General features: G+C 70.3%; 20 protein-coding genes. 10 read left to right on the top strand and 10 right to left on the bottom strand.

The window, feature by feature from the left end; genetic code table 11:
- The first annotated feature begins 41 nt into the window (after window positions 1-41).
- Window positions 42-533 (top strand): NUDIX domain-containing protein, encoded by a 492-nt coding sequence (locus tag ACFYPS_RS05215; protein WP_354964386.1) that lies wholly within the window; start codon window positions 42-44, stop codon window positions 531-533.
- Window positions 534-591: 58 nt separating this feature from the next.
- On the opposite strand, the gene ACFYPS_RS05210 is transcribed toward ACFYPS_RS05215, so the two are convergent.
- On the bottom strand, window positions 592-1,623 hold the full coding sequence (locus ACFYPS_RS05210) for an aldo/keto reductase (RefSeq protein WP_387322865.1): 1,032 nt from the start codon (window positions 1,621-1,623) through the stop codon (window positions 592-594).
- Between the two features lie 120 nt (window positions 1,624-1,743).
- On the opposite strand from ACFYPS_RS05210, the gene ACFYPS_RS05205 reads away from it, so the two are divergent.
- Complete coding sequence (locus ACFYPS_RS05205) at window positions 1,744-2,376, top strand: TetR/AcrR family transcriptional regulator (protein ID WP_354964384.1); 633 nt, start codon at window positions 1,744-1,746, stop codon at window positions 2,374-2,376.
- A 45-nt stretch (window positions 2,377-2,421) separates the two neighbouring features.
- Here ACFYPS_RS05205 and ACFYPS_RS05200 read toward each other — a convergent pair whose 3' ends face one another.
- Window positions 2,422-4,098: an MDR family MFS transporter gene (locus ACFYPS_RS05200; protein WP_354964383.1), complete on the bottom strand. Its 1,677-nt coding sequence runs from the start codon at window positions 4,096-4,098 to the stop codon at window positions 2,422-2,424.
- Between the two features lie 126 nt (window positions 4,099-4,224).
- On the opposite strand from ACFYPS_RS05200, the gene rfaE2 reads away from it, so the two are divergent.
- Window positions 4,225-6,069: a D-glycero-beta-D-manno-heptose 1-phosphate adenylyltransferase gene (gene rfaE2, locus ACFYPS_RS05195; RefSeq protein ID WP_354964382.1), complete on the top strand. Its 1,845-nt coding sequence runs from the start codon at window positions 4,225-4,227 to the stop codon at window positions 6,067-6,069.
- Window positions 6,066-6,944 (top strand): glycosyltransferase, encoded by an 879-nt coding sequence (locus ACFYPS_RS05190; RefSeq protein WP_354964381.1) that lies wholly within the window; start codon window positions 6,066-6,068, stop codon window positions 6,942-6,944. Before rfaE2 ends, ACFYPS_RS05190 begins: the two co-directional genes overlap by 4 nt.
- Before the next feature lie 14 nt (window positions 6,945-6,958).
- On the opposite strand, the gene ACFYPS_RS05185 is transcribed toward ACFYPS_RS05190, so the two are convergent.
- Genes ACFYPS_RS05185 through ACFYPS_RS05175 form a run of 3 tightly spaced genes read right to left on the bottom strand, consistent with a single transcriptional unit; the run spans window position 6,959 to window position 9,126 of the window.
- A complete protein-coding gene (locus tag ACFYPS_RS05185) occupies window positions 6,959-8,065 on the bottom strand; it encodes a glycosyltransferase family 9 protein (protein ID WP_354964380.1) in 1,107 nt (368 codons plus the stop codon).
- Between the two features lie 9 nt (window positions 8,066-8,074).
- Window positions 8,075-8,623 (bottom strand): Hsp20/alpha crystallin family protein, encoded by a 549-nt coding sequence (locus ACFYPS_RS05180; protein WP_354964379.1) that lies wholly within the window; start codon window positions 8,621-8,623, stop codon window positions 8,075-8,077.
- Complete coding sequence (locus tag ACFYPS_RS05175; protein WP_354964378.1) at window positions 8,623-9,126, bottom strand: DUF2231 domain-containing protein; 504 nt, start codon at window positions 9,124-9,126, stop codon at window positions 8,623-8,625. Before ACFYPS_RS05175 ends, ACFYPS_RS05180 begins: the two co-directional genes overlap by 1 nt.
- A gap of 178 nt (window positions 9,127-9,304) precedes the next feature.
- Here ACFYPS_RS05175 and ACFYPS_RS05170 point away from each other — a divergent pair, with 178 nt between their 5' ends.
- Complete coding sequence (locus tag ACFYPS_RS05170; protein WP_354964377.1) at window positions 9,305-9,922, top strand: pyridoxamine 5'-phosphate oxidase family protein; 618 nt, start codon at window positions 9,305-9,307, stop codon at window positions 9,920-9,922.
- Window positions 9,923-9,941: 19 nt separating this feature from the next.
- Here ACFYPS_RS05170 and ACFYPS_RS05165 read toward each other — a convergent pair whose 3' ends face one another.
- The 3 genes from ACFYPS_RS05165 to ACFYPS_RS05155 all read right to left on the bottom strand — a co-directional run bounded on the left by ACFYPS_RS05165 (window position 9,942) and on the right by ACFYPS_RS05155 (window position 12,107).
- Window positions 9,942-10,349 carry a VOC family protein gene (locus tag ACFYPS_RS05165; protein WP_354964376.1) on the bottom strand — a complete coding sequence of 136 codons (408 nt, stop codon included), beginning with the start codon at window positions 10,347-10,349 and terminating at the stop codon, window positions 9,942-9,944.
- Between the two features lie 134 nt (window positions 10,350-10,483).
- Entirely contained in the window at window positions 10,484-11,584 is a 1,101-nt protein-coding gene (locus ACFYPS_RS05160) for a hypothetical protein (RefSeq protein WP_354964375.1), read from the bottom strand.
- Entirely contained in the window at window positions 11,574-12,107 is a 534-nt protein-coding gene (locus ACFYPS_RS05155; RefSeq protein ID WP_354964374.1) for a SigE family RNA polymerase sigma factor, read from the bottom strand. The genes ACFYPS_RS05160 and ACFYPS_RS05155 overlap by 11 nt, the downstream gene beginning before the upstream one ends.
- A 351-nt stretch (window positions 12,108-12,458) precedes the next feature.
- On the opposite strand from ACFYPS_RS05155, the gene ACFYPS_RS05150 reads away from it, so the two are divergent.
- Window positions 12,459-13,004: a 2'-5' RNA ligase family protein gene (locus ACFYPS_RS05150; protein WP_354964373.1), complete on the top strand. Its 546-nt coding sequence runs from the start codon at window positions 12,459-12,461 to the stop codon at window positions 13,002-13,004.
- Window positions 13,005-13,073: 69 nt separating this feature from the next.
- Here ACFYPS_RS05150 and ACFYPS_RS05145 read toward each other — a convergent pair whose 3' ends face one another.
- Window positions 13,074-13,238 carry a VOC family protein gene (locus ACFYPS_RS05145; RefSeq protein ID WP_354964624.1) on the bottom strand — a complete coding sequence of 55 codons (165 nt, stop codon included), beginning with the start codon at window positions 13,236-13,238 and terminating at the stop codon, window positions 13,074-13,076.
- Window positions 13,239-13,798: 560 nt separating this feature from the next.
- On the opposite strand from ACFYPS_RS05145, the gene ACFYPS_RS05140 reads away from it, so the two are divergent.
- The 3 genes from ACFYPS_RS05140 (at window position 13,799) to ACFYPS_RS05130 (ending at window position 15,868) form a co-directional block, all read left to right on the top strand.
- Window positions 13,799-14,368 carry a YcxB family protein gene (locus ACFYPS_RS05140; RefSeq protein ID WP_354964372.1) on the top strand — a complete coding sequence of 190 codons (570 nt, stop codon included), beginning with the start codon at window positions 13,799-13,801 and terminating at the stop codon, window positions 14,366-14,368.
- Window positions 14,369-14,602: 234 nt separating this feature from the next.
- Window positions 14,603-14,914 (top strand): hypothetical protein, encoded by a 312-nt coding sequence (locus ACFYPS_RS05135; protein WP_354964371.1) that lies wholly within the window; start codon window positions 14,603-14,605, stop codon window positions 14,912-14,914.
- Window positions 14,915-15,103: 189 nt separating this feature from the next.
- The gene (locus tag ACFYPS_RS05130) at window positions 15,104-15,868 is read left to right on the top strand and encodes an alpha/beta hydrolase (protein WP_354964370.1); all 765 of its coding nucleotides are present in this window, start codon (window positions 15,104-15,106) and stop codon (window positions 15,866-15,868) included.
- Window positions 15,869-16,203: 335 nt separating this feature from the next.
- On the opposite strand, the gene ACFYPS_RS05125 is transcribed toward ACFYPS_RS05130, so the two are convergent.
- Window positions 16,204-16,662: a GNAT family N-acetyltransferase gene (locus ACFYPS_RS05125; protein ID WP_354964369.1), complete on the bottom strand. Its 459-nt coding sequence runs from the start codon at window positions 16,660-16,662 to the stop codon at window positions 16,204-16,206.
- A gap of 388 nt (window positions 16,663-17,050) precedes the next feature.
- Here ACFYPS_RS05125 and ACFYPS_RS05120 point away from each other — a divergent pair, with 388 nt between their 5' ends.
- Window positions 17,051-17,884 carry a hypothetical protein gene (locus tag ACFYPS_RS05120; RefSeq protein ID WP_354964368.1) on the top strand — a complete coding sequence of 278 codons (834 nt, stop codon included), beginning with the start codon at window positions 17,051-17,053 and terminating at the stop codon, window positions 17,882-17,884.
- Window positions 17,885-18,359 lie beyond the last annotated feature (475 nt).

Raw genomic sequence — 18,359 nt, 5'->3', positions numbered from 1 at the left:
GTCGCCGGTCACAGCTTGGGAACCCCCGTAAATTGTCGCAGGTGAGCATCTCCTGGGCCGACTCGTACGTAGGGCAGTTGCGCGCACTGGCCGGGGACCGGACGCTGATGTTCGTCGGCGCCCGCGCCGTGGTCCGCGACAACGCCGGACGCATCCTGCTGATCCAGCGCTCGGACAACGGCCAGTGGGCCATGCCGGCCGGGGCGATGGAGCTGGGCGAGTCGATCGCGGACTGCGCGGTGCGGGAGGTCCGCGAGGAGACCGGGCTCCGGGCGTTGCGGGTCTGCGCGTTCGCCCTCTACACCGGCCCGGACCGGACCAGCACCAACATGTACGGGCACACCTACCAGGTCTTCACCACGGCGTTCCGGGTCGAGGATTGGGACGGGCAGTTGTCGCGGTTCACCGACGAGACCACCGACGCCGGCTTCTTCCCCCGGGACCGGTTCCCCGCCCCGCTCTCCACCTCGGTCACCGAGACCCTGGCCGACCTGGACGTCTTCGAGCAGACCAACCGGCTGATCCTCAAGTAGGCCGTACCCGCCGTGCCCGCCCGGCCCGGCCAGTGAGCGCCGGACCGGACGACAGGCCTCACTGCGGGTAGCGGACCCCGGCGAACGCCTCCTGGATCCAGTTCGGGTACGCGACGGGCAGCTTGCTGATCTCGTCCAGCTCGGCGAGATCCTGCGCGGTCAGCGTCAGGTCCGTGGCGGCGATGTTGTCCACCAACTGCTCCTGCTTGCGGGCGCCGACGATCACGCTGGTCACGGCCGGCCGGGCCAGCAGCCAGGCGACCGCCACCCGGGCCGGGCTGACCTCGTGCCGCTCGGCGACGCCCTTGAGCACGTCGACCACGTCGAACCCGCGCTCGCGGTCCACCGGCGGGAAGTTGGTGAAGCCAGGCTGGGCGCTGCGCGAGCCGCTGTCGGCGACCGCGCTGTCCCGGCCGACCTTGCCGGAGAGGAAGCCACCGGCCAAGGGGCTCCACACGGTGAGGCCGACGCCCTCGTCGAGCGCCATCGGCACCACGTCGCGCTCCACGTCCCGGCCCAGCAGGGAGTAGTACGACTGCACCGAGACGAAACCGGCCAGCTTCTCCCGCGCGGAGATGCCCAGCGCCTTGGAGATCTGCCAGGCGGCGAAGTTCGCGCAACCGATGTAGCGGACCTTGCCCTGCCGCACCGCGTCGTCGAGCGCGCGCAGTGTCTCCTCCATCGGAGTGACCTGGTCGAAGTTGTGGATCTGGTAGAGGTCGATGTGATCGGTGCGCAGCCGTCGCAGGCTGTCCTCCAACGCCTGCATGGTGTGCAACCGCGAGGTGCCGACGTCGTTCGGGCCGGGACCGGTCCGGGCGTGCGCCTTGGTGGCGAGCACCACGTCGCGGCGCCGCTTGCCGAGCGCCTGGCCGAGCAGTTCCTCGCTCTCGCCCTCGCTGTACGTGTCAGCGGTGTCGACGAAGTTGACGCCCGCGTCCAGCGCGGTGTCCACCAGCCGCTGGGCGTCGGGCAGCGCCAGCGCGCCGAGGCCGCCCCAGATCGGGTGCCCGCTGCCGCCGAAGGTCATCGTGCCGAGCGAGATCTCCGAGACGTACACCCCGGTGTTGCCCAGCAGTCGGTACTTCACGCGTTACTCCTCGTCGATCGGAGGCCTGCTTCGGCCACCCCGTGGTCACTATGTCGGACAGTGTGTCCGGTGACGAGCGTACGTCGCCCGTTCCGCCCCCGGCCACCTAGGATTTCGACCATGCCCTCGATCACCCGACGCCGCCCGCGCAACCCCGACGGTCGGGCCGCCGTCGAAGCGCGGGTGCTGGCCGCCACCGAGCGGCTGCTCCAGGAGGGGGCCCGCTTCACCGACCTCGGCGTCCAGCGCATCGCCGCCGAGGCGGGGGTGGCCCGCTCGACCTTCTACATCCACTTCCGGGACAAGAGCGAGCTGCTCATGCGCCTGGCCGGCAGCATGCGGGAGACCTCCTTCGACCGGGTCCAGGAATGGGATCCAGCCGACCCCGGCGACCCGCTCGACCGGCTCACCGAGGTCTTCAGCGACGTGATCCGGATCTACCGGACGTACGCCCCGGTGCTGGCGGCGATCAGCGAGGTCGCCGCGTACGACGAGGTGGTGCGGGAGTACTGGGCGGCCGGTTTCGAGCGGTTCATGGCGCGTACCGAGGAGGTGCTCCGCGCCCAGCAGCGGGCCGGTCGTACCCCGGCGAGCCTGGACCCGGCGACCGCGAGCCGGCTGATCGTGCTCGGCGGCGACCGGTTCCTCGCGCACCATGTCGCCCTGACCCCCGCCGACCCCGAGGTCGATGGTGCGGCCGCCCGGGAGCTGGCCGCGACCTGGTGGTACGGCGCCTACCGACGCCCCGCCTGACCACCGACCGCCCCGGACCAGCCGGGGCGGTCGAGGTGGACACGGTCAGATCATCGTCTGGGACTTGGCCTCCATGTCGGCGGCCGCCTCCTCCTTCGACTCGCGGGTCAGCGGCTTGCCGCCCGGCGCCGGGGCCTCACCGCCGAGCGGGTCGGCGCCGCCCTTGGCGCCCTGCGGACCGGCGCCCCGGAGCTGTTCGTTCGGCAGCGCCAGGGTGACCAGCACGGCCACGATCGCGATCAGGCCGGCGGTCAGGAAGACCATGTCCAGCGCGTCGACGAACGCGTTCTGGATGGCCGACCGGACCGGCCCGGGCAGGGCCATGATGGTTGCCGGATCGTTGATCGAGATGTTCGCGCCGCCGCTCGCCGCCACCTCGGCCTGCTGCTGCGGCGGAAGCTGGGCGATCGCGCCGGGCAGCCGGTCGCCCAGCCCTCCGGCGAGCCGGGACGAGAGCACCGCGCCGAGGATCGCCACCCCGAACGAACCGCCCAGCGACCGGAAGAAGGTGGCCGAGGAGGTGCCGGCGCCCAGGTCGCGCACGGAGACCGCGTTCTGCACCGCGAGGACCAGTGACTGCATGCACAGCCCCAGGCCGACGCCGATCACCACCATGTAGCCGAAGGCGATCCAGAGCGAGGTGCCCACCGACAGTTGGGTGAACAGCAGCATGCCGATCAGCAGGATCGCCGACCCGGTGACCGGGAACCACTTGTACCTTCCGATCCGGCTCATCGCCCGACCGGTGAGGATCGAGGTGACGATGATGCCGGCCATCATCGGCAGCATCAGCAGACCGCTGCGGGTCGGTGAGGCGCCCTTGACGATCTGCAGGTACAGCGGGATGAAGATGATCGACCCGAACATGACCAGGCCGAGCACGAAGCCGGCCGAGTTGGCCAGCGCGAAGGTCGCGCTGCGGAACAGCCGCAGCGGCAGGATGGGCTCGGCGACCCGGGCCTCCTGGAGCAGGAACAGCACGGCGAGCACCGCGCCGGCGACGAACAGGCCGATGATCACCCCAGAGCCCCAGGGGTACTCGTTGCCACCCCAGCTCAGCGCGAGCAGCAGGCTGCTCACCCCGGCGACCAGCAGGCCGGCGCCGAGCCAGTCGATCGCGTGGTCCCGGCGCTCGAACGGGATGAGCCGCATCACGTGGTAGCAGACCACGATCGCCAGGATCGCCAGCGGCACGTTGATGTAGAAGATCCACCGCCAGTCGGTCTCCGCGAAGTAACCACCGACCAGTGGACCGGCCACCGACGAGATTCCGAAGACCGCACCGAACAGCCCCTGGTAGCGGCCCCGCTCCCGGGGTGAGACGACGTCCGAGATGATGGTGAACGCCAGCGTCAACAGACCACCCGCGCCCAGGCCCTGGATGCCCCGGGTGATGATCAGCTGGGTCATGTTCTGCGACAGACCGGCCAGCAACGACCCGACCAGGAACGTACCGATCGAGAAGAGGAAGACCGGGCGGCGCCCGTACAGGTCGGCCATCTTGCCGTACAGGGGTGTCGACGCGGTCGAGGCGAGCAGGTAGGCGGTGACCACCCACGAGTAGTGGTTGATCCCGCCCAGCTCCCCGACGATGGTCGGCAGGGCCGTGCCGACGATGGTCTGGTCGAGGGCGGCCAGCAGCATGCCGGTCATCAGACCGATCATGAGCAGCCGGATCTGCTGGCGACTCAGCACCGGCGCGGCAGAGGCTTCGGTGGTCATGGGCCCTTCTTTCCCGACCAACGCGGAACATGCGTCGAACCAGGAAAAACACGTCCGCCTCGGCCGGCCACTGGAGTGGATCACCACGGAGGTTTGACCCCGAGGGTGCTGGGGACCCGGGGAGGCATGGCAGGAGCAGCAGCGGAACACCGCCGGCTCGCCACCGTCGTGGAGAGCTGGCTGGGGCGCCCCGTCCTGATCATCGGCGACGCCATGTTGGACGAATGGCGGTTCGCCGACTCCGACCGGCTCTGCCGGGAGGCGCCCGCCCCGGTCCTCACCCTGCGGCGGCGGATCTCCGCCGCCGGCGGGGCCGCGAACACCGCCGTCAACGTCGCCACCCTCGGTGGACGGGCGGTGCTGGTGGCACCGGTCGGTGCCGACGTCGCCGGTGACGAACTGCACGACTGCCTGGACCGCGCCGGCGTCTGGGACCGTACGGTCAACCAGCCCGGTCGCCCCACCCCGGTGAAGCGGCGGATGCTGGCCGGCAACCAGATCCTGCTCCGGGAGGACTCCGGCGGCCCGGACGCGCTCGCCCCGGACGGGGTGACCCGGCTGCTCACCGCGCTGGACTGTGCCACCGAGGAGCTGCGCGCCGCCGCCGGCGGGGAGGCACCGACCCTGGTGGTCTGCGACTACGGCCTGGGCGCCCTGCCCGCGCCGGTCCGCGCCTGGCTGGTCGAGCAGCGGGAGCGCTACGCCACGGTCGCGCTGGACGCCCACGACCTGGCCGACTGGCGGGGGCTCGCGCCGACCGTGGTCACCCCCAGCTTCGCCGAGGCGACCCGGCTGCTGGCCCGCGCCGGCCGCGCGAACCGCCCGGCGGCCGGCATCGAACTGCACCTGGAACACCCCGACAGCGACCCGGCCGACGGACCATCCGAGCTGAGCGTGGGTGCCGCCCCGGGTGGGGCGCGAGCCGACGCCGTCAGCGCCGGAACCATCCCCGACCCGACCCGGGCCGGCCATCCGGGGCCGGTCGGCGAGCCGACGCTCAGCGAAGGCCAGGTGGCCCTCACCGGCGACGGACTCAGCGTCACCGGCGCCGGCGTGACCGTGAACACCGAGGCCGGAGAGGGCGTCGACCGGGCGGTGCTGGCCGAGGCGCGCCTCGCCGACCTACGTGCGCACACCGGCGCCGACGTGGTCGCGGTGACCCTGGACACCGAGGGCGCGGTTGTCGGCGGCGCCGACGGGGAGCCGCGACGCAGCCACAGCACCCCGGTGCCGGCGAGCCATGCCGTGGGTGCCGGTGACGCGTACCTGGCGGCGATGACGCTGGCCCTGGCCGCCGACGCGCCGCTGCCCACCGCCGCCCAGCTCGCCCAGCTGGCAGCCACCATCACCGTGTCGGACACCGGCACCTGCGTGTGCCGACGGGAGGACCTGCTCACCGCGCTCGACCAGCCGCCGGAGAGCACCGGGCACCCGGTGCTCGTCGGCGCCGACGAGCTGGACGCGATCGTCGCCGAGTATCGCGACACCGGACGTTCGGTGGTGTTCACCAACGGCTGCTTCGACGTGCTGCACCGCGGGCACGTGCGCTACCTGGAGCAGGCCCGCGCCCTGGGCGACCTGCTCATCGTGGCGGTCAACTCGGACGGCAGCGTACGCCGGTTGAAGGGGTCGGACCGTCCGGTCAACCCGGTCGAGGACCGGGGCGCCCTGCTCGCCGCGCTGTCCTGCGTGGACCACGTGGTGATCTTCGAGGAGGACTCGCCCGCGGCGCTGATCGAGGCGGTTCGGCCGGACGTCTACGTCAAGGGCGGGGACTACCCACCGGAGCTGGTGCCTGAGGCGCCGCTGGTGCGCCGGCTGGGTGGCCAGGTGCGCACCCTGGGGTACGTGCCGGACCGGTCCACGTCCGCGATCATCGAGCGGATCCGGTCGCACAGTCAGGACCGGGAGCCCGACCCGTCGTCGCACGGCCAGGACCCGTCACTCCGCACCCGTACCCGAGCGTCGTGAACCGCCCACTCGACCTCGACACCCCGGAGGCGTTCCGCACCGAGCGGCTGGTCGACGTGCTGATTCCGACCCGTAACCGGCCCGCCGAGCTGGCGGTCACCCTGGCCGGCCTCGCCGCCCAGGAGGGCGTATCCGGCTTCGGGGTGGTGGTCAGCGACCAGTCCGACGGGGAGCCGGCGTACGCCCACCCCGCCGCCGCCACCATGGTCCGGGCTCTGCGCCACCGGGGCCACCCGGTGCTGCTGACCCGCCGGCTGCCTCGGCGAGGGCTGGCCGAGCACCGGGCGTACCTGCTGGCCACCTCGGCCGCCCGGTACGTGCTCAGCCTCGACGACGACGTCTGGCTGGAGCCTGGGGCGCTGCATCGGCTGGTCACCGCGATCGGGGAGCTGGGCTGCGGGTTCGTCGGCAACGGCGTGCACGGGCTCTCGTACACCGATGACCGGCGACCAGAGACGCACGGGCACTACGAGGAGTGGATCGGCCGGCCCACACCGGAGCGGATCCGGCCCGGCACCCCGGAGTGGAACCGGGCCCGGATCCACTCGGCGGCCAACCTGCTGCACGTCACCGGAGAGTTGGCGCTGCCGCCCGGTGCGTGGCGTGCGTACAAGATCTCCTGGATCGGGGGGTGCGTGCTCTACGACCGGGCCAAGCTCGTCGATTCCGGTGGCTTCGACTTCTGGCGGAAGGTGCAGGAGAAGCACCAGGGCGAGGACGTGGCCGCCCAACTCTCGGTGCTGGCCCGGCACGGAGGGGCCGGCATCCTGCCCAGCGGCGCCTACCACCTGGAGTCCCCCACCACGGTCACCGATCGGGACGTCGAGGCGTGGGAGGTCGTACTCGCCGACGAGGACACCCCCCAGCCAGCCTGAAAAGGCGCCCTTCCCTACGCCTGGAGCAGCTCCCGGGCGGCCTCCAGCACCTCGATCGTCGGCACGTCGCTGACGAAGGAATCCCGGTGCGGGCACTCGCCGTCGCCGGGCCGGTGCGGATAGATGCCGGGCGTGCAGTCCACCCCGCAGACCGGGCAGTGCACGATCCAGGAACAGATCGGCCGGTGCCGGCCGCGTAGCGGGTTGGCCGTGTTGATCAGGTTGCCGACCCAGTAGACGCCGACCGTCGGCGTACCCACCGCGGCGGCCAGGTGCAGCGGGCCGGTGTCGTTGGAGACGACCAGGGCGCAGCCGGCGTAGCAACCGGCCAACCCACCGAGGCTGAGCGTGCCCACCTGCGGCCGGACCGGCACCCCCGCCGCGGCGACCACCCGGTCCACCACCTCCCGCTCGCTCGGCGTACCGGTGACCAGCACCTCGAAGCCGTCGCCGTGCAGCTCGCGGGCCACCTCGGCGAACCGCTCGGCCGGCCAGCGGCGGCGGGTGTCGCTGGCGCCCGGATGCAGCGCCACCCGGGGTCGGTCCGGTGGGCCGAGCACCTGGTCCGCCTCCGCCCGGTCGGCGTCGGTCACGGCCAGCGCCGGCACGATGGTGGTCGCCGGCGCACCCACCAGGGCCACCGCCTCCAGGTAGCGGATCACCTCGTGCTGGTAGTAGATGTACCGGATCCACCGGTCCAGCGGCGGCGCGTCGTCGGCGCGCAGCCCCACGGTGACCCGGGCGCCGAGGCCGCTGACCAGCGGGTTGGAGTTGGCGCCGCCGCCGTGGATCTGCACCGCCAGGTCGAAGCCCTCGCCGGTGGCCGCCGCCAGGAAGTCGTCCATCGACGACTCCGCCTCACCCGCCTCCGGCGTGCGGATGCCCGGCGCCGGCGGCACCACCAGCACCCGGTCCACCGGGCCGGGCCGGTCGCGCCAGAGCTTCGCGTGCCACGGCGCGCCGAGCAGCACGATCTCCGCCTCCGGGTACGCGGCGCGCAGCGCGTCCAGCGCCGGCAGGACGAACAGGAAGTCGCCGAGCGCGTTGGCGCGCAGCACGGCGATCCGCTGCACGTCGGGGACGCGCCCGGCCGTCGGGCCGAGCAGGGACGGGGTGACCACGCGGTCCCGCTACGACCGGTCGATCTCGCCGACCGTGTCCGGGCGGTGCAACTCGCGGTCGGCGGCGGGATCGGCCGGCATCGGCGTACCGGTGGAGAAGTCGCCGGAACGCGGCCCGGTGCGGCCGACGGTGATGGTGCGCGGCCTGGGTCGGACCGCCCGCGGCAGCCGGACCCGGAGCAGGCCGTGGTCCATCACCGCGTCGATGCCCTCCGGGTCGACCCGGGCCGGCAGGTCGATGCGGTACTCGAAGCCGCGGGTCTCGAAGCCGCCCGGAATGCCCTGGTCGGCGTTGACCTCCGCCTCGGAACGGGCCCGTACGCACAACTCCCGGTCGTCCAGCTCGACCGCCACCTCCTCCGGCGCCACCCCGGGCAGCCGGACGACGACCTCCCAGCCGTCCGCGGTCTCGGTCAGCTCGACGTCGGACGTCCCGGCCCGGCCGCCGACCAGCCGGCTCAGCTCGGCGCGCAGCGACTGCAGCTCGCCCATCGGATCCCAACCCTGCTGCCGGCCCCGCCATCCCCGGCCGAAGCCGCCGGTCTGCTGCTCGGTCATCACACCTCTCCGATCCGCCGGGCGGCCGCGGGCGGCCGCAGTGAGCTGGGCGCGTCCAGACCGGCCTCGCGGTCGACGCCCACGCCGAGCCGGTCGACCAGTTCCCCGCCGAGCCAGGCGCTGATGCCGAGAAGGGCGACCGCCACCACCTCGATGGCGACCAGCGCGCCACCTGCGGCCCGGGAATCCGCGTTGAGCCGGACCGCCCAGACGGCGGCGAAGAGCAGGATCACGGCGACGTTCGCGCCGGCGTGCAGCAGACCCACCCGCTTGGCGCGGGTGCCGGTCGGGATCGCCAACAGGTCGAACGAGCCGGCCACCGCGGCCAGCAGGCCGCCGATCAGACCGACCGTGATGTTCCAGTACGCGACCTCGCCGAGGAAATCAGGCCCGCCGACGGTGTCCACCACGTCGAACAGCAACGCCGTGACGAGCAGCGCGACCGGGAACATGACCAGCATCGGATGGACCGGATGGCCCAGCACCTTGAGTCGGCTCTCCATCTTCCGGCCTCCACTGGTCGGCGTCCTCGTGACAGTTCGTGCTGCGGGCGCGTCGGGTGAGGCCGTACCCCCGACAACCGGGGGCAAACCTCGCGCTGGCCACGCAGGCCTAGGCTGGCGGACGAGGTCGTCGGACGGTGGTGCCCGCCACCCAGGTCAACGGCCGGGGGAGGATCACGTGACGGTGGAGATCACCTCGCACGAGGAACTACGCGAGCTGCTCGGCGTGCCGAACGCGCAGGCCGCCAACAAGGATCGCGCCCGCCTGCACGAGCGGGACCGCCAGTGGCTGGCCGCCGCGCCGTTCTGCCTGGTGGCCACGGCCGGCGCGGACGGCAGCTGCGACGTATCGCCCAAGGGCGACCCGGCCGGGTTCGCCCTGGTGCTGGACGACACGACCATCGCGCTGCCGGAACGACCGGGCAACAAGCGGGCGGACGGCTACCGCAACATCCTCGACAACCCGCACGTCGGGTTGCTCTTCATGATCCCCGGGCGGACCGACACGCTGCGAATCAACGGACGGGCCCGGCTGGTGCGGGACGCGCCCTGGTTCGACGACATGGTGGTCAAGGGGCACCGGCCGGTGCTCGCGGTGGTGGTGGAGATCGAGCAGATCTTCTACCACTGCCCCAAGGCGTTCATGCGGTCCGCGCTGTGGCAGCCGGAGACCTGGCAGTCGGACGTACTGCCGTCCCGGGCCCGGCTGATCAAGGAGGTCGAGGCGCCGGCGGAGAGCCTGGCGGACCTGGAACAGCGCTACGGCCCGGAGTACGTCCGAAGCATCTACGTCTGATCCCGCCTCGCCGTCGGTTTCAGGACGCTGGCTCGACGGACACCATCCACAGGTGACCGTCGGGGTCGGCGAAGGTGCCGGCGTACCCCCAGGGTTGTGCTGTCGGCTCGGTGACCACCTCGGCGCCGGCGGAGCGCGCCCGCTCGACGATCGCGTCCGCGTCGGCGGGCGAGGCGACGCTCAGGCTGAGCAGACACTCGCTCTGCCCCCGCGCGGCGGCCTCGTGCGGACCGATCACCCACCCGAATCCGCCGGTCGGGATGAGCATCAGCCGCAGCCCGTCGTTGACGACGAACTGCAACGGCTCCGGGATGCCGTCGTCAGCCAGCTCTCCCACCGTCTCCAGACCGAGACCATCCCGGTAGAAGCGGTGTGAGGTCGGACGGTCGGCGATCGGAAGACTGACGATTACGGGCGCGAAGGTCATGGGACGGGCTCCAGGGTGTCGAACGGACACTGTCTCCAGGACGGACGCGACCCGGCGCCAAAAGTCATCGGACCGCCGGTCGAACACCGAGCACCGGCACCCCGTAACCGCGGGGAATCGGCCTCGCCGATAGGTCACAGCTTGTCGATCAGCTCGGCCAGTGCGGCGTCACCCTGCGCGATGACCGTGCCGCCGGAAGCGGCGACCACCATGATGCGGTGGCAGCCGTCGAGTTCGACGTACGTCTGCGGGTCCCCGCCGGCCACTGACCACAGCAGCGCGAACCGGCTGGCTTGTCCGCTGCACGACTCCACCGGCCCGGCAGCCTTGAGGGCGTGCTCAATTGCCGTCCGGCGGTCCGCTGGCAGCACCGTCCCGTGCGCGAATTCGCCTTCGCTCCCCTGCGCGCTCTTCGACACCTGGTAAACGCAAAGGCGGACCTGCTGCCCGGCGGGGAACGGCTCCGGGAGGGCTCCGGTGCGGGGGCCCGGCTTCCTCGTCGTCTCCACCGACATCACGTCCTTCCAGCGCTGGCTGCAACCCGCTGCGGCGGCCTCAGCCGACTCGACCTCGGCGACCGGGCGGGTCGCCACAGTGGTCAGCGGCAGCGCGTCGAGGGCTTCACGTACCTCGGTCCGCAAATTCCGGCACAGGTCGATGGGAATCCCGGGCCGCATCCACCGGCCGTCGGCGTCGACGACCGCGAGCCAGGGCGCCAACGACAACATCATCAAGCACCCCCCTCGGTTTGGGCTCGGCTCGTCGGGCAGGCGGAGCGCGGTGACGAGGGCGGCGACGTCGTCGGCACGACGTTCCGTCGCCACCATGTCCTCGCCTCCGTCAGCGCGTCGCTGCGTCTCGTGTCCGCAGATGACGACCGCTGTCGGCGTGAAGTCACCATCGAGGCGGGGCAGGACGGCCACGTCCTCGGCCGTGATAGAGAAGCCAGGGGTGGCCATCTCCGGTGCCGCGTCGGCGCACGAGGTCCACCGCCCTTGTCCGCCCGAGTCGCCCGCCGCCTGGGGTGGAGGGGCGTGGTTGCCACCGGCGAGTATCTGCACCCCTCCGACACCTAGTGCAACTGTCATCGCTATGGCGAGCGCGCTGCTTCCGATCAGGCGCTGCCGGTGCCGGCGGACCCGCCTCGCCACCGCGCCAACCCGATCCACCGGCGGCGCCAGCGGGGGAACAGCCTCGGTCAACAGGAGTTTGATGTCCTCATCTTCATGCGTCATTTCGTGACCTCCTAGTGGCAGACAGCTCAAGGTTCGGATCGGTACGCAGAATCCGTAGGGCACGAGAGGCCTGCACCTTGACCGTGTTGTGCGAGCAGCCGAGCACTTCCGCTGTCCGCTGGACCGTCAGGTCCTCGACGTAGCGGAGCACCACGACCGCCCGCTGCTGTCGGCTAAGCCGCGCCAAGGCGCGGCGCACCGCGTCCCGGTCAGCGGACTCCCCGGCTATGTCGCCGTATTCCGACTTGTCCGGTGGCTGGCCTGGAATCTCATTGCGCCAACGACGCCGCCACCAGGACACGTACGTGGTGAACAAGGCCTTGCGCAGGTACGCCTCGGGATGCCCGACAGTCGTGATCGCGGCCCAGCGCCGCCAGACGTCTGCCAGAACCGTCTGCAACAGGTCCTCCGCCCGCCCGACGTCGCCGGTAAGCAGCCAGGCCGAACGTAGCAGCGCATCCGAGCGCGCCGCGACGAACTCGGCGAAGCCCTCCGGCGGCCTCAGTTCCCGGGGTCGTTGCATGTGTATGTGTACCTCCCACCTCATGAACGCTCTGGGAGGACAGTGCGGTTAACGCGCCAGCCGATCAAAATCCGCGCAGGGCAACACCGCTAGGCCAGGCAGGCGGCGTAGCCGGTGAGCATCGAGAAGCGGCCGAACCGGAAGTAGCGGGCGCCCGTCTACGACGCCTCGGGTAAGCAGATCGCAGCCCCGACCCCGCCTGGCCTGCAGAAACCCCTCTCGGCATCCCTCAGTGTCAGCGGCCGGGGTTCGACCTCTCGAGGACAGAACGAGGACCGAGACGGGGCACCACGCAGCACCGGTGGCGAAAGTCCGTAGACCAGCACCGGCCGTGATCGGGAAACTGCCGGGATGGAACCGACACAGACGGCGCTCATCGTGCCGATACCCGAGGCCGAGGAAGCGGTAGGCCGGTTTCGGGAATCCCTCGACCCGGCTGCCTCATGGGGCGTGCCGGCGCACGTGACCGTCCTCTACCCGTTTCTGCCTCCGCAGCAGATCAACGACCAGGCCCTGACCGCGCTGCGCAAGACCATTGCCGGCATACCGCGGTTCGACGTTGCGCTGACTCACATCGGCTGGTTCGGTGACACGGTCGTATGGCTTGCGCCGCAGCCAGACCATCCGTTCCGGAACCTCACCGCGGCGGTGTGGCAGCGATTTCCCGAGACCACCCCATATACCGGGGCGCACACCGAGGTGGTGCCGCACCTGACCATCGGCCAGGACGGACCCAAGCCCACACTGAGCCACGCCGCGGAGACTGTCTCCGCGCAGCTGCCGATCAACGCGGCCGTCGACATGGTTCGCCTCATCGCCGGAACGCCGGGCCTAAGCCCTTGGCGCACCGTCTGCGAGTTCCCACTGGGGGCGGATCTCCTCGTCGGGCAGTCGTAGACCGTCCAGCCTCCCCCGACGGAGACAAGGTGGACCGCCTCGCCGAACGCCCTTGGCCCCGTCGACGTTTCAGGACGCTGGCTCGACGGACACCATCCACAGGTGACCGTCGGCGTCGGCGAAGACGCCGGCGTACCCCCAGGGTTGTGCTGTCGGCTCGGTGACCACCTCGGCGCCGGCGCAGCGCGCCCGCTCGACGATCGCGTCCGACGCGGCGGGCGAGGCGACGCTCAGGCTGAGCTATCGGTCAGGTGCGTTAACAGGTGGTGCCCAGAGTTACCACGACAAGGTGAGGGTCCATGCGCTACGTCGGCAATCCGACGACGCTACGGTCCTGTTAACCCGTAGAGGAGACGAACCGGGAGCCACGCCGGGAATGAGTAGCGGTATTCGGTCGCGCCGGTAGGCCTACGAATTCTGCACCCGTGATTTCTTGCGAAAGACAGCCCAGGTCAGTGACTGCCGCGGCGGAACGGCGTCCTCTTCGGCAACGGCCGGCCAAGTCGAGCCAGCGCAGGACTGCCAGAGTGCACCTCGCCCGGCATCCCGAAGTCGGTCACTGGCTGCTGAGTCCGGGATGGTGCTGGTGGGTGGGCCTTCCCAGCCGGTCACGACAGGTACGCGTCGGCTCGGCCGCGGCTGCCCCGAACCATGTGGCACCGGATTGGCCGACCGGCCCCAGCACGGTTCCTCAACAGAGTACGCGTCCGCGTCGAAGGCAAGGACACAGTTGTCGGCCGACCCGGCATACCCATCCGCCAGACGGACGGGACGTCGGAAATACACTGCCCTTCATGTCATCCGAGCAGGTCACCGTCAGCCCGGTCGAACTCAGCTACACCCTCACCAAGGACGACTGGCTCGACGGCATCGTCGCCCACCGGCGCGACGTCCGGCGTCCCTGGCTGGTCCCGGTACTGATCGTCGCCGCGCTCGTCGGGCTCCTTCCTGGGCTCATCTCTTCTGACGGCTCCCGGGCCATGTCGGCGGCTCACATCGCAGTCCTCGCCACGGTGGCTCTCTTCGGCATCGGGCTCGGCCTGCTGCTGTTTCGGCTCCTGGTCGCCGCCCGCTGGATCTATCGCTGGCAGGTACGCCTGATCATGCGCGGGAATCCTTGGCTGTCCGAGCCCATCCGAACCACCGTGGATGACACCGGGATACGTCTCACCAGCGCAAGCCGGAGCGAAACAGCCGCGTGGTCCCAGTACCTGCGGTATATCGAGACGGAACGGTCGTTCGTTCTGCGCGCGTCTGAGCGGCTTGGCGCAGCGGTACTCGTGCTGCCCAAGCGCGGCCTGGTGACCGGCGATCCGGCGCGGCTACGGTCGTTGCTCGAGACCCACTGCCACCGGCGCGCTTGATTGCCACGCCCAGCGCCCTCCAGGAACACCCGCGCACCTGCACGGTTCCACCCGAATCTTCCGACATCGCTCACCGCTCTCCCACCGTCCGTGGACCCTCGTGCGGACTGGATGCAGACCGTTCCGTTGATGCGGGGGCCCGAAGCGTCAGCTTGGGAAATGTCGATGCCCGGCTGTAGCGTTCTGCCAGTGGGACGGCTAGCGGATCGGCGCCGTGACCTCGCCGGATGGTTGGTGACGCCGCTGTTCACCCTCGTGGCGGCTCCGGTGTTGGCCTGCATCGTAGGAATGTTGGGAAACCTCGGGGACCACAACGGCCCACCGGCGCTGTGCGAGCAGGCCATGGCTGACAACATGTGCGAGGAGACCAGCCTCGGGGTGATCGGCGGGCATGTGGTGATCTCAGGCACCATGTGGTTGCTGCTCTGGATTATCCCGTGGTGGCGAGGTCTTCGCACAGTGCGCGTTCTGCTCGCCGTCGCTGCGACCGTCGTTCTTGTACTCCTGCCGGTGCGGATGTTCGGCTGGTCGTTCTCGTACATCTGACAATCGCGCGTCGCGTTCCGGAGGAACTGCTGGCACCTCTCGTGCCGCTCGAAGGCCGCTCGCTCATGCCAACTTCGCCGGTGTGACGCCACACGACCTGCGGCACACCGCTGCGAGCCTGGCCGTAGCGGCCGGCGCCCTCACCGCTCCCGGAGTGCGGAAAACTGCGGGGGCCTAACATTCCAGGTCATGCGTGGGTTCCTCACGGTTGGGAGTCGCAGGCTTTCGTATCTGGACTTTGGCGGTTCGGGTACTCCGCTCCTGGCTCTTCACGGGCACTACAACGAAGCGTCGGCATTCGCGCCGCTGGCTGAGGCGCTGGCACCGCGGTGGCGGGTGATCGCGCTCGATCAGCGTGGGCATGGAGCGTCGGACCGTGCCGAGAGCTATGAGCGGGACGACTATGTTGCCGACGTCGCCGCCTTCCACCGGCATCTGGAAGTCGGCCCTGTGGCGGTGCTGGGCCACTCACTCGGCGGTGTGAACGCCTACCAGTACGCCGGCCGGCACGCGGACCGGGTCACGGCGCTGATCGTCGAGGACATCGGCGCGGTTGTGGACTGCGACTGGTCGTTCACCACCAGCCTCCCCCGCCACGCGCGATCCCGCGATGCGCTGGCCTCGGCCCTGGGCGCGACGGCTCCCTATCTGGAGTGTTCCTTCCGCCGGTCGAAGGACGGCTGGGGCTTCTCGTTCGACATCGATGACACGGTGGCGTCCCAGAAAGCACTCAACGGTGACCACTGGAAGGACTGGCTTTCGGTAAGCTGCCCCACCCTCCTGATCCGTGGAACGCGCAGCGATGAACTGGCGGCCGGCCACGCTCGCGAGATGATCGCCCGTCGCGCCGGCCAGGCCCGTCTTGCCGAGCTGCCAGCCGGTCACGTGGTGCATCACGATGCTCAAGCGCAGTTCGCTGCCGCTGCCAGTGCCTTCCTGTCCGAACTCGACTGAGCCAGCGGAGGGTGGGGAGCAACATGGGCGTCATGTTCCCTCCTGTGACTGGTGGCCGATCAACCAGACATCCGGTGCCGGCCACTCGCAATCGGTTTTCTCAACGGGCGGCGGAACGACGTGCTCGCTCATCGGCTACGACAGGACGTTGGTCGGCGGCTAACCTGCCACCCCTCGATCGCCGGACCCTGTCCCATATCACCTGGCGGAGCTGCGTCGCACATCAGCTGTCGGATCACAAACGGCTCGCCGAGTGTCCTGTCACGGGACATGCTTGACACCCGAGTCCCACCAGATGCTCGACATGATCACGAGTCCCAGCGGAGGAAGCGGTTTCACTCCGGCTGCCAGCGGAGCCAGCGCTGGTCATGCTGGAAGCCCACCCGCTGGTAGAAGGGCACTGCTCGTTCACTGGAATGGACGGTCACGTGCTCCAGGTCCAGCTTGCGGGCCTCGACCAGTACGGCCTCCAGAAGAGCCGGACCGGTCCCGCAGTCGCGTAGCTCAGGCACCACATACACCGACTGGACGTCGCCGCTGCGCCGAACGTGCTGCGCGGGAGTGGGTACTCGGTCAGCGACGATCAACCATGCCATGCCGACTACGTCTTCGTCTACCTGGGCGAGGAAGGGCAGGTGGGTTGACAGGTGGTGGACGACCCAAGTGGAAAACAGCTCCATGAAGGCGGCGCGGTCTGTTCCGGTGTAGCCGCGTTCCTCGGTCAGCCGCCGCCACCGAAGACCGCCTAAAACCGCAGCGTCGGACACCGTCGCCTCACGAACGGCCACCTGCATGCCGGCTCTCCTCCGTAGTTCGATGACCCTGGACGTGTATGCCGGCCTGTTCGGTGACGACCTGGACGCGGTCGCCAACGTCTTGGACGAGGCGGTCACTGCGCATTACGAGTCGCTAGCGACCCTGACGTCTTGGCGCTGCGCCGCTCGATCCGGCTGGCGCCGGTGTGCGCACCAGTCCGCTGACGTCCGCGGACTTGGCTGCTCGGTTGGCTGCTCCTCGCCACTGCCGGTAGCAAAGCTCCCACGGGCGATCACCCGGACGGCAACCGACCGGTGAGACAGCGGATCTGTTCGCCACCTGGCCGCCAAAGGCAGACGTAAGCAGGACCTGGCCCCGCCCGGCGCCGTCCGCGAGCCAAATCGGCCAACGGGTAGATTGACGCCGATGAGCAGTCTGTTGCGTCAGGAGTTGCTGGGGTTGGCCCGCAGTCGGACGCTGTGGCTCCTGCCGCCCCTGGTCGCGTTCGCCGGCCTGAGCAGTCTTTCGTTCAACGACGACGCCTACATGTTCTACGTCTACTACGACCCGCAGACCCTAGAAGAACAGCTTGACGCGTACCACTTCGACGTCAAGGCGATCCACACCTCGGGCCTCGGCTGGGCTCAACTGGCCGCGCTGGCGGCCGGGGCGTTCCTGGTACTGCGTGATCCACGACTGACCGGCCGCCCGGCCCGGCTCTCCCTGCCGGCCCTGGAATCGTCGCCGGCCCGGCTCCCCCCGCCGCCCCGTCCCGGCCGGTACCTGGTGGCGAAGGCGGGCGCGGCCGCGCTGTTCGGTCTGCTCCTCGCCGTGGCCGACCTCGCCGCCGTGCTGCCACTGGCGTCCAGAGTGGTCGCCGACCACTGGGTTCGGCGCGAGCTGGCCTCGAAGGACATCTTCTTGCCGGTGCAGATCTTGGCCGAGGAGTCGGTGTGGCCGGTGGTGCTTCGTGCGGCGGCCGGCGTCCCGCTGTTCGCGATCGTTGGGATCGGCCTGGCCGCGCTACTCAACCGCTGGTGGGCGGTTACGGTGGCCGTCGTCATCCCAATCTGCGGGTCGCTGTACGTGACCGCTGACCCGTTCTTCGGCGCCCTGACTGCTCCGAACCGACCGGCCCTCGCCGCGACCCTGATTCCGAGCCTGGGCGGGGCCGCGATCGCCTTCCTGCTCGGCTACGGCGCGACGCGGTGGCGACTCGCCCGGGCGCCCGCAGTCCGGCCGACCGGCGCGGAAGCTTGAGGCTTCGGCCGCAGACGGGCCAGAGACGACCCGACGCTTGGCCACGGACACTCGCTTACAAGGCGCTTCCGGCAAGAGTCGCAGCGTCCGCTGACGTCCACTGGGTCCGGGCCGGAGGCCAGATCCGTATGAGCATGTCCGGCCTCGGCCGCCAGCGATGATGTCAGCCACGGATGTCAAGCCGCCTCTGCTGCCGGCTGCTTGCTCGCCGCGGGCATGACCCCCGTCGGGGGGAGCCTGGTCGGCGTTGCCGGCTGGTATCAACCGACGTCGTCTCGTGCCCTCACGCACCGGGGCCGTGTCACCCCCTTCAGCCGTCATCATCGCGCGGCAAGCAGCCATGCTGACTCTCTGCTGACTCGGCATGGCGGTCGCTGCCGGTGCGACTCCTCGCTCACAAGCTCTGTGCAGCAGGTCCGTCGACGCTCGGCAAGGGCCGTGGGCTGCCATCGTCCTGTGCGGTTGCTCTCGTCAC

Source organism: Micromonospora sp. NPDC005087 (genome assembly GCF_042872965.1).
Taxonomy (GTDB): Bacteria; Actinomycetota; Actinomycetes; order Mycobacteriales; family Micromonosporaceae; genus Micromonospora.
The sequence above is the reverse complement of the archived record's forward strand: the minus strand, read 5'-3'. Positions and strand labels throughout refer to the sequence as shown.

Bases quoted from the DNA above. Each gene is read 5' to 3' on its own strand.
- ACFYPS_RS05205 (WP_354964384.1), top strand. From the start codon at position 1,744: ATGCCCTCGATCACCCGACGCCGCCCGCGCAACCCCGACGGTCGGGCC.
- ACFYPS_RS05200 (WP_354964383.1), bottom strand. From the start codon at position 4,098: ATGACCACCGAAGCCTCTGCCGCGCCGGTGCTGAGTCGCCAGCAGATC.
- rfaE2 (WP_354964382.1), top strand. From the start codon at position 4,225: ATGGCAGGAGCAGCAGCGGAACACCGCCGGCTCGCCACCGTCGTGGAG.
- ACFYPS_RS05180 (WP_354964379.1), bottom strand. From the start codon at position 8,623: ATGACCGAGCAGCAGACCGGCGGCTTCGGCCGGGGATGGCGGGGCCGG.
- ACFYPS_RS05175 (WP_354964378.1), bottom strand. From the start codon at position 9,126: ATGGAGAGCCGACTCAAGGTGCTGGGCCATCCGGTCCATCCGATGCTG.
- ACFYPS_RS05165 (WP_354964376.1), bottom strand. From the start codon at position 10,349: ATGACCTTCGCGCCCGTAATCGTCAGTCTTCCGATCGCCGACCGTCCG.
- ACFYPS_RS05160 (WP_354964375.1), bottom strand. From the start codon at position 11,584: ATGACGCATGAAGATGAGGACATCAAACTCCTGTTGACCGAGGCTGTT.
- ACFYPS_RS05155 (WP_354964374.1), bottom strand. From the start codon at position 12,107: ATGCAACGACCCCGGGAACTGAGGCCGCCGGAGGGCTTCGCCGAGTTC.
- ACFYPS_RS05150 (WP_354964373.1), top strand. From the start codon at position 12,459: ATGGAACCGACACAGACGGCGCTCATCGTGCCGATACCCGAGGCCGAG.
- ACFYPS_RS05140 (WP_354964372.1), top strand. From the start codon at position 13,799: ATGTCATCCGAGCAGGTCACCGTCAGCCCGGTCGAACTCAGCTACACC.
- ACFYPS_RS05130 (WP_354964370.1), top strand. From the start codon at position 15,104: ATGCGTGGGTTCCTCACGGTTGGGAGTCGCAGGCTTTCGTATCTGGAC.
- ACFYPS_RS05125 (WP_354964369.1), bottom strand. From the start codon at position 16,662: ATGCAGGTGGCCGTTCGTGAGGCGACGGTGTCCGACGCTGCGGTTTTA.
- ACFYPS_RS05120 (WP_354964368.1), top strand. From the start codon at position 17,051: ATGAGCAGTCTGTTGCGTCAGGAGTTGCTGGGGTTGGCCCGCAGTCGG.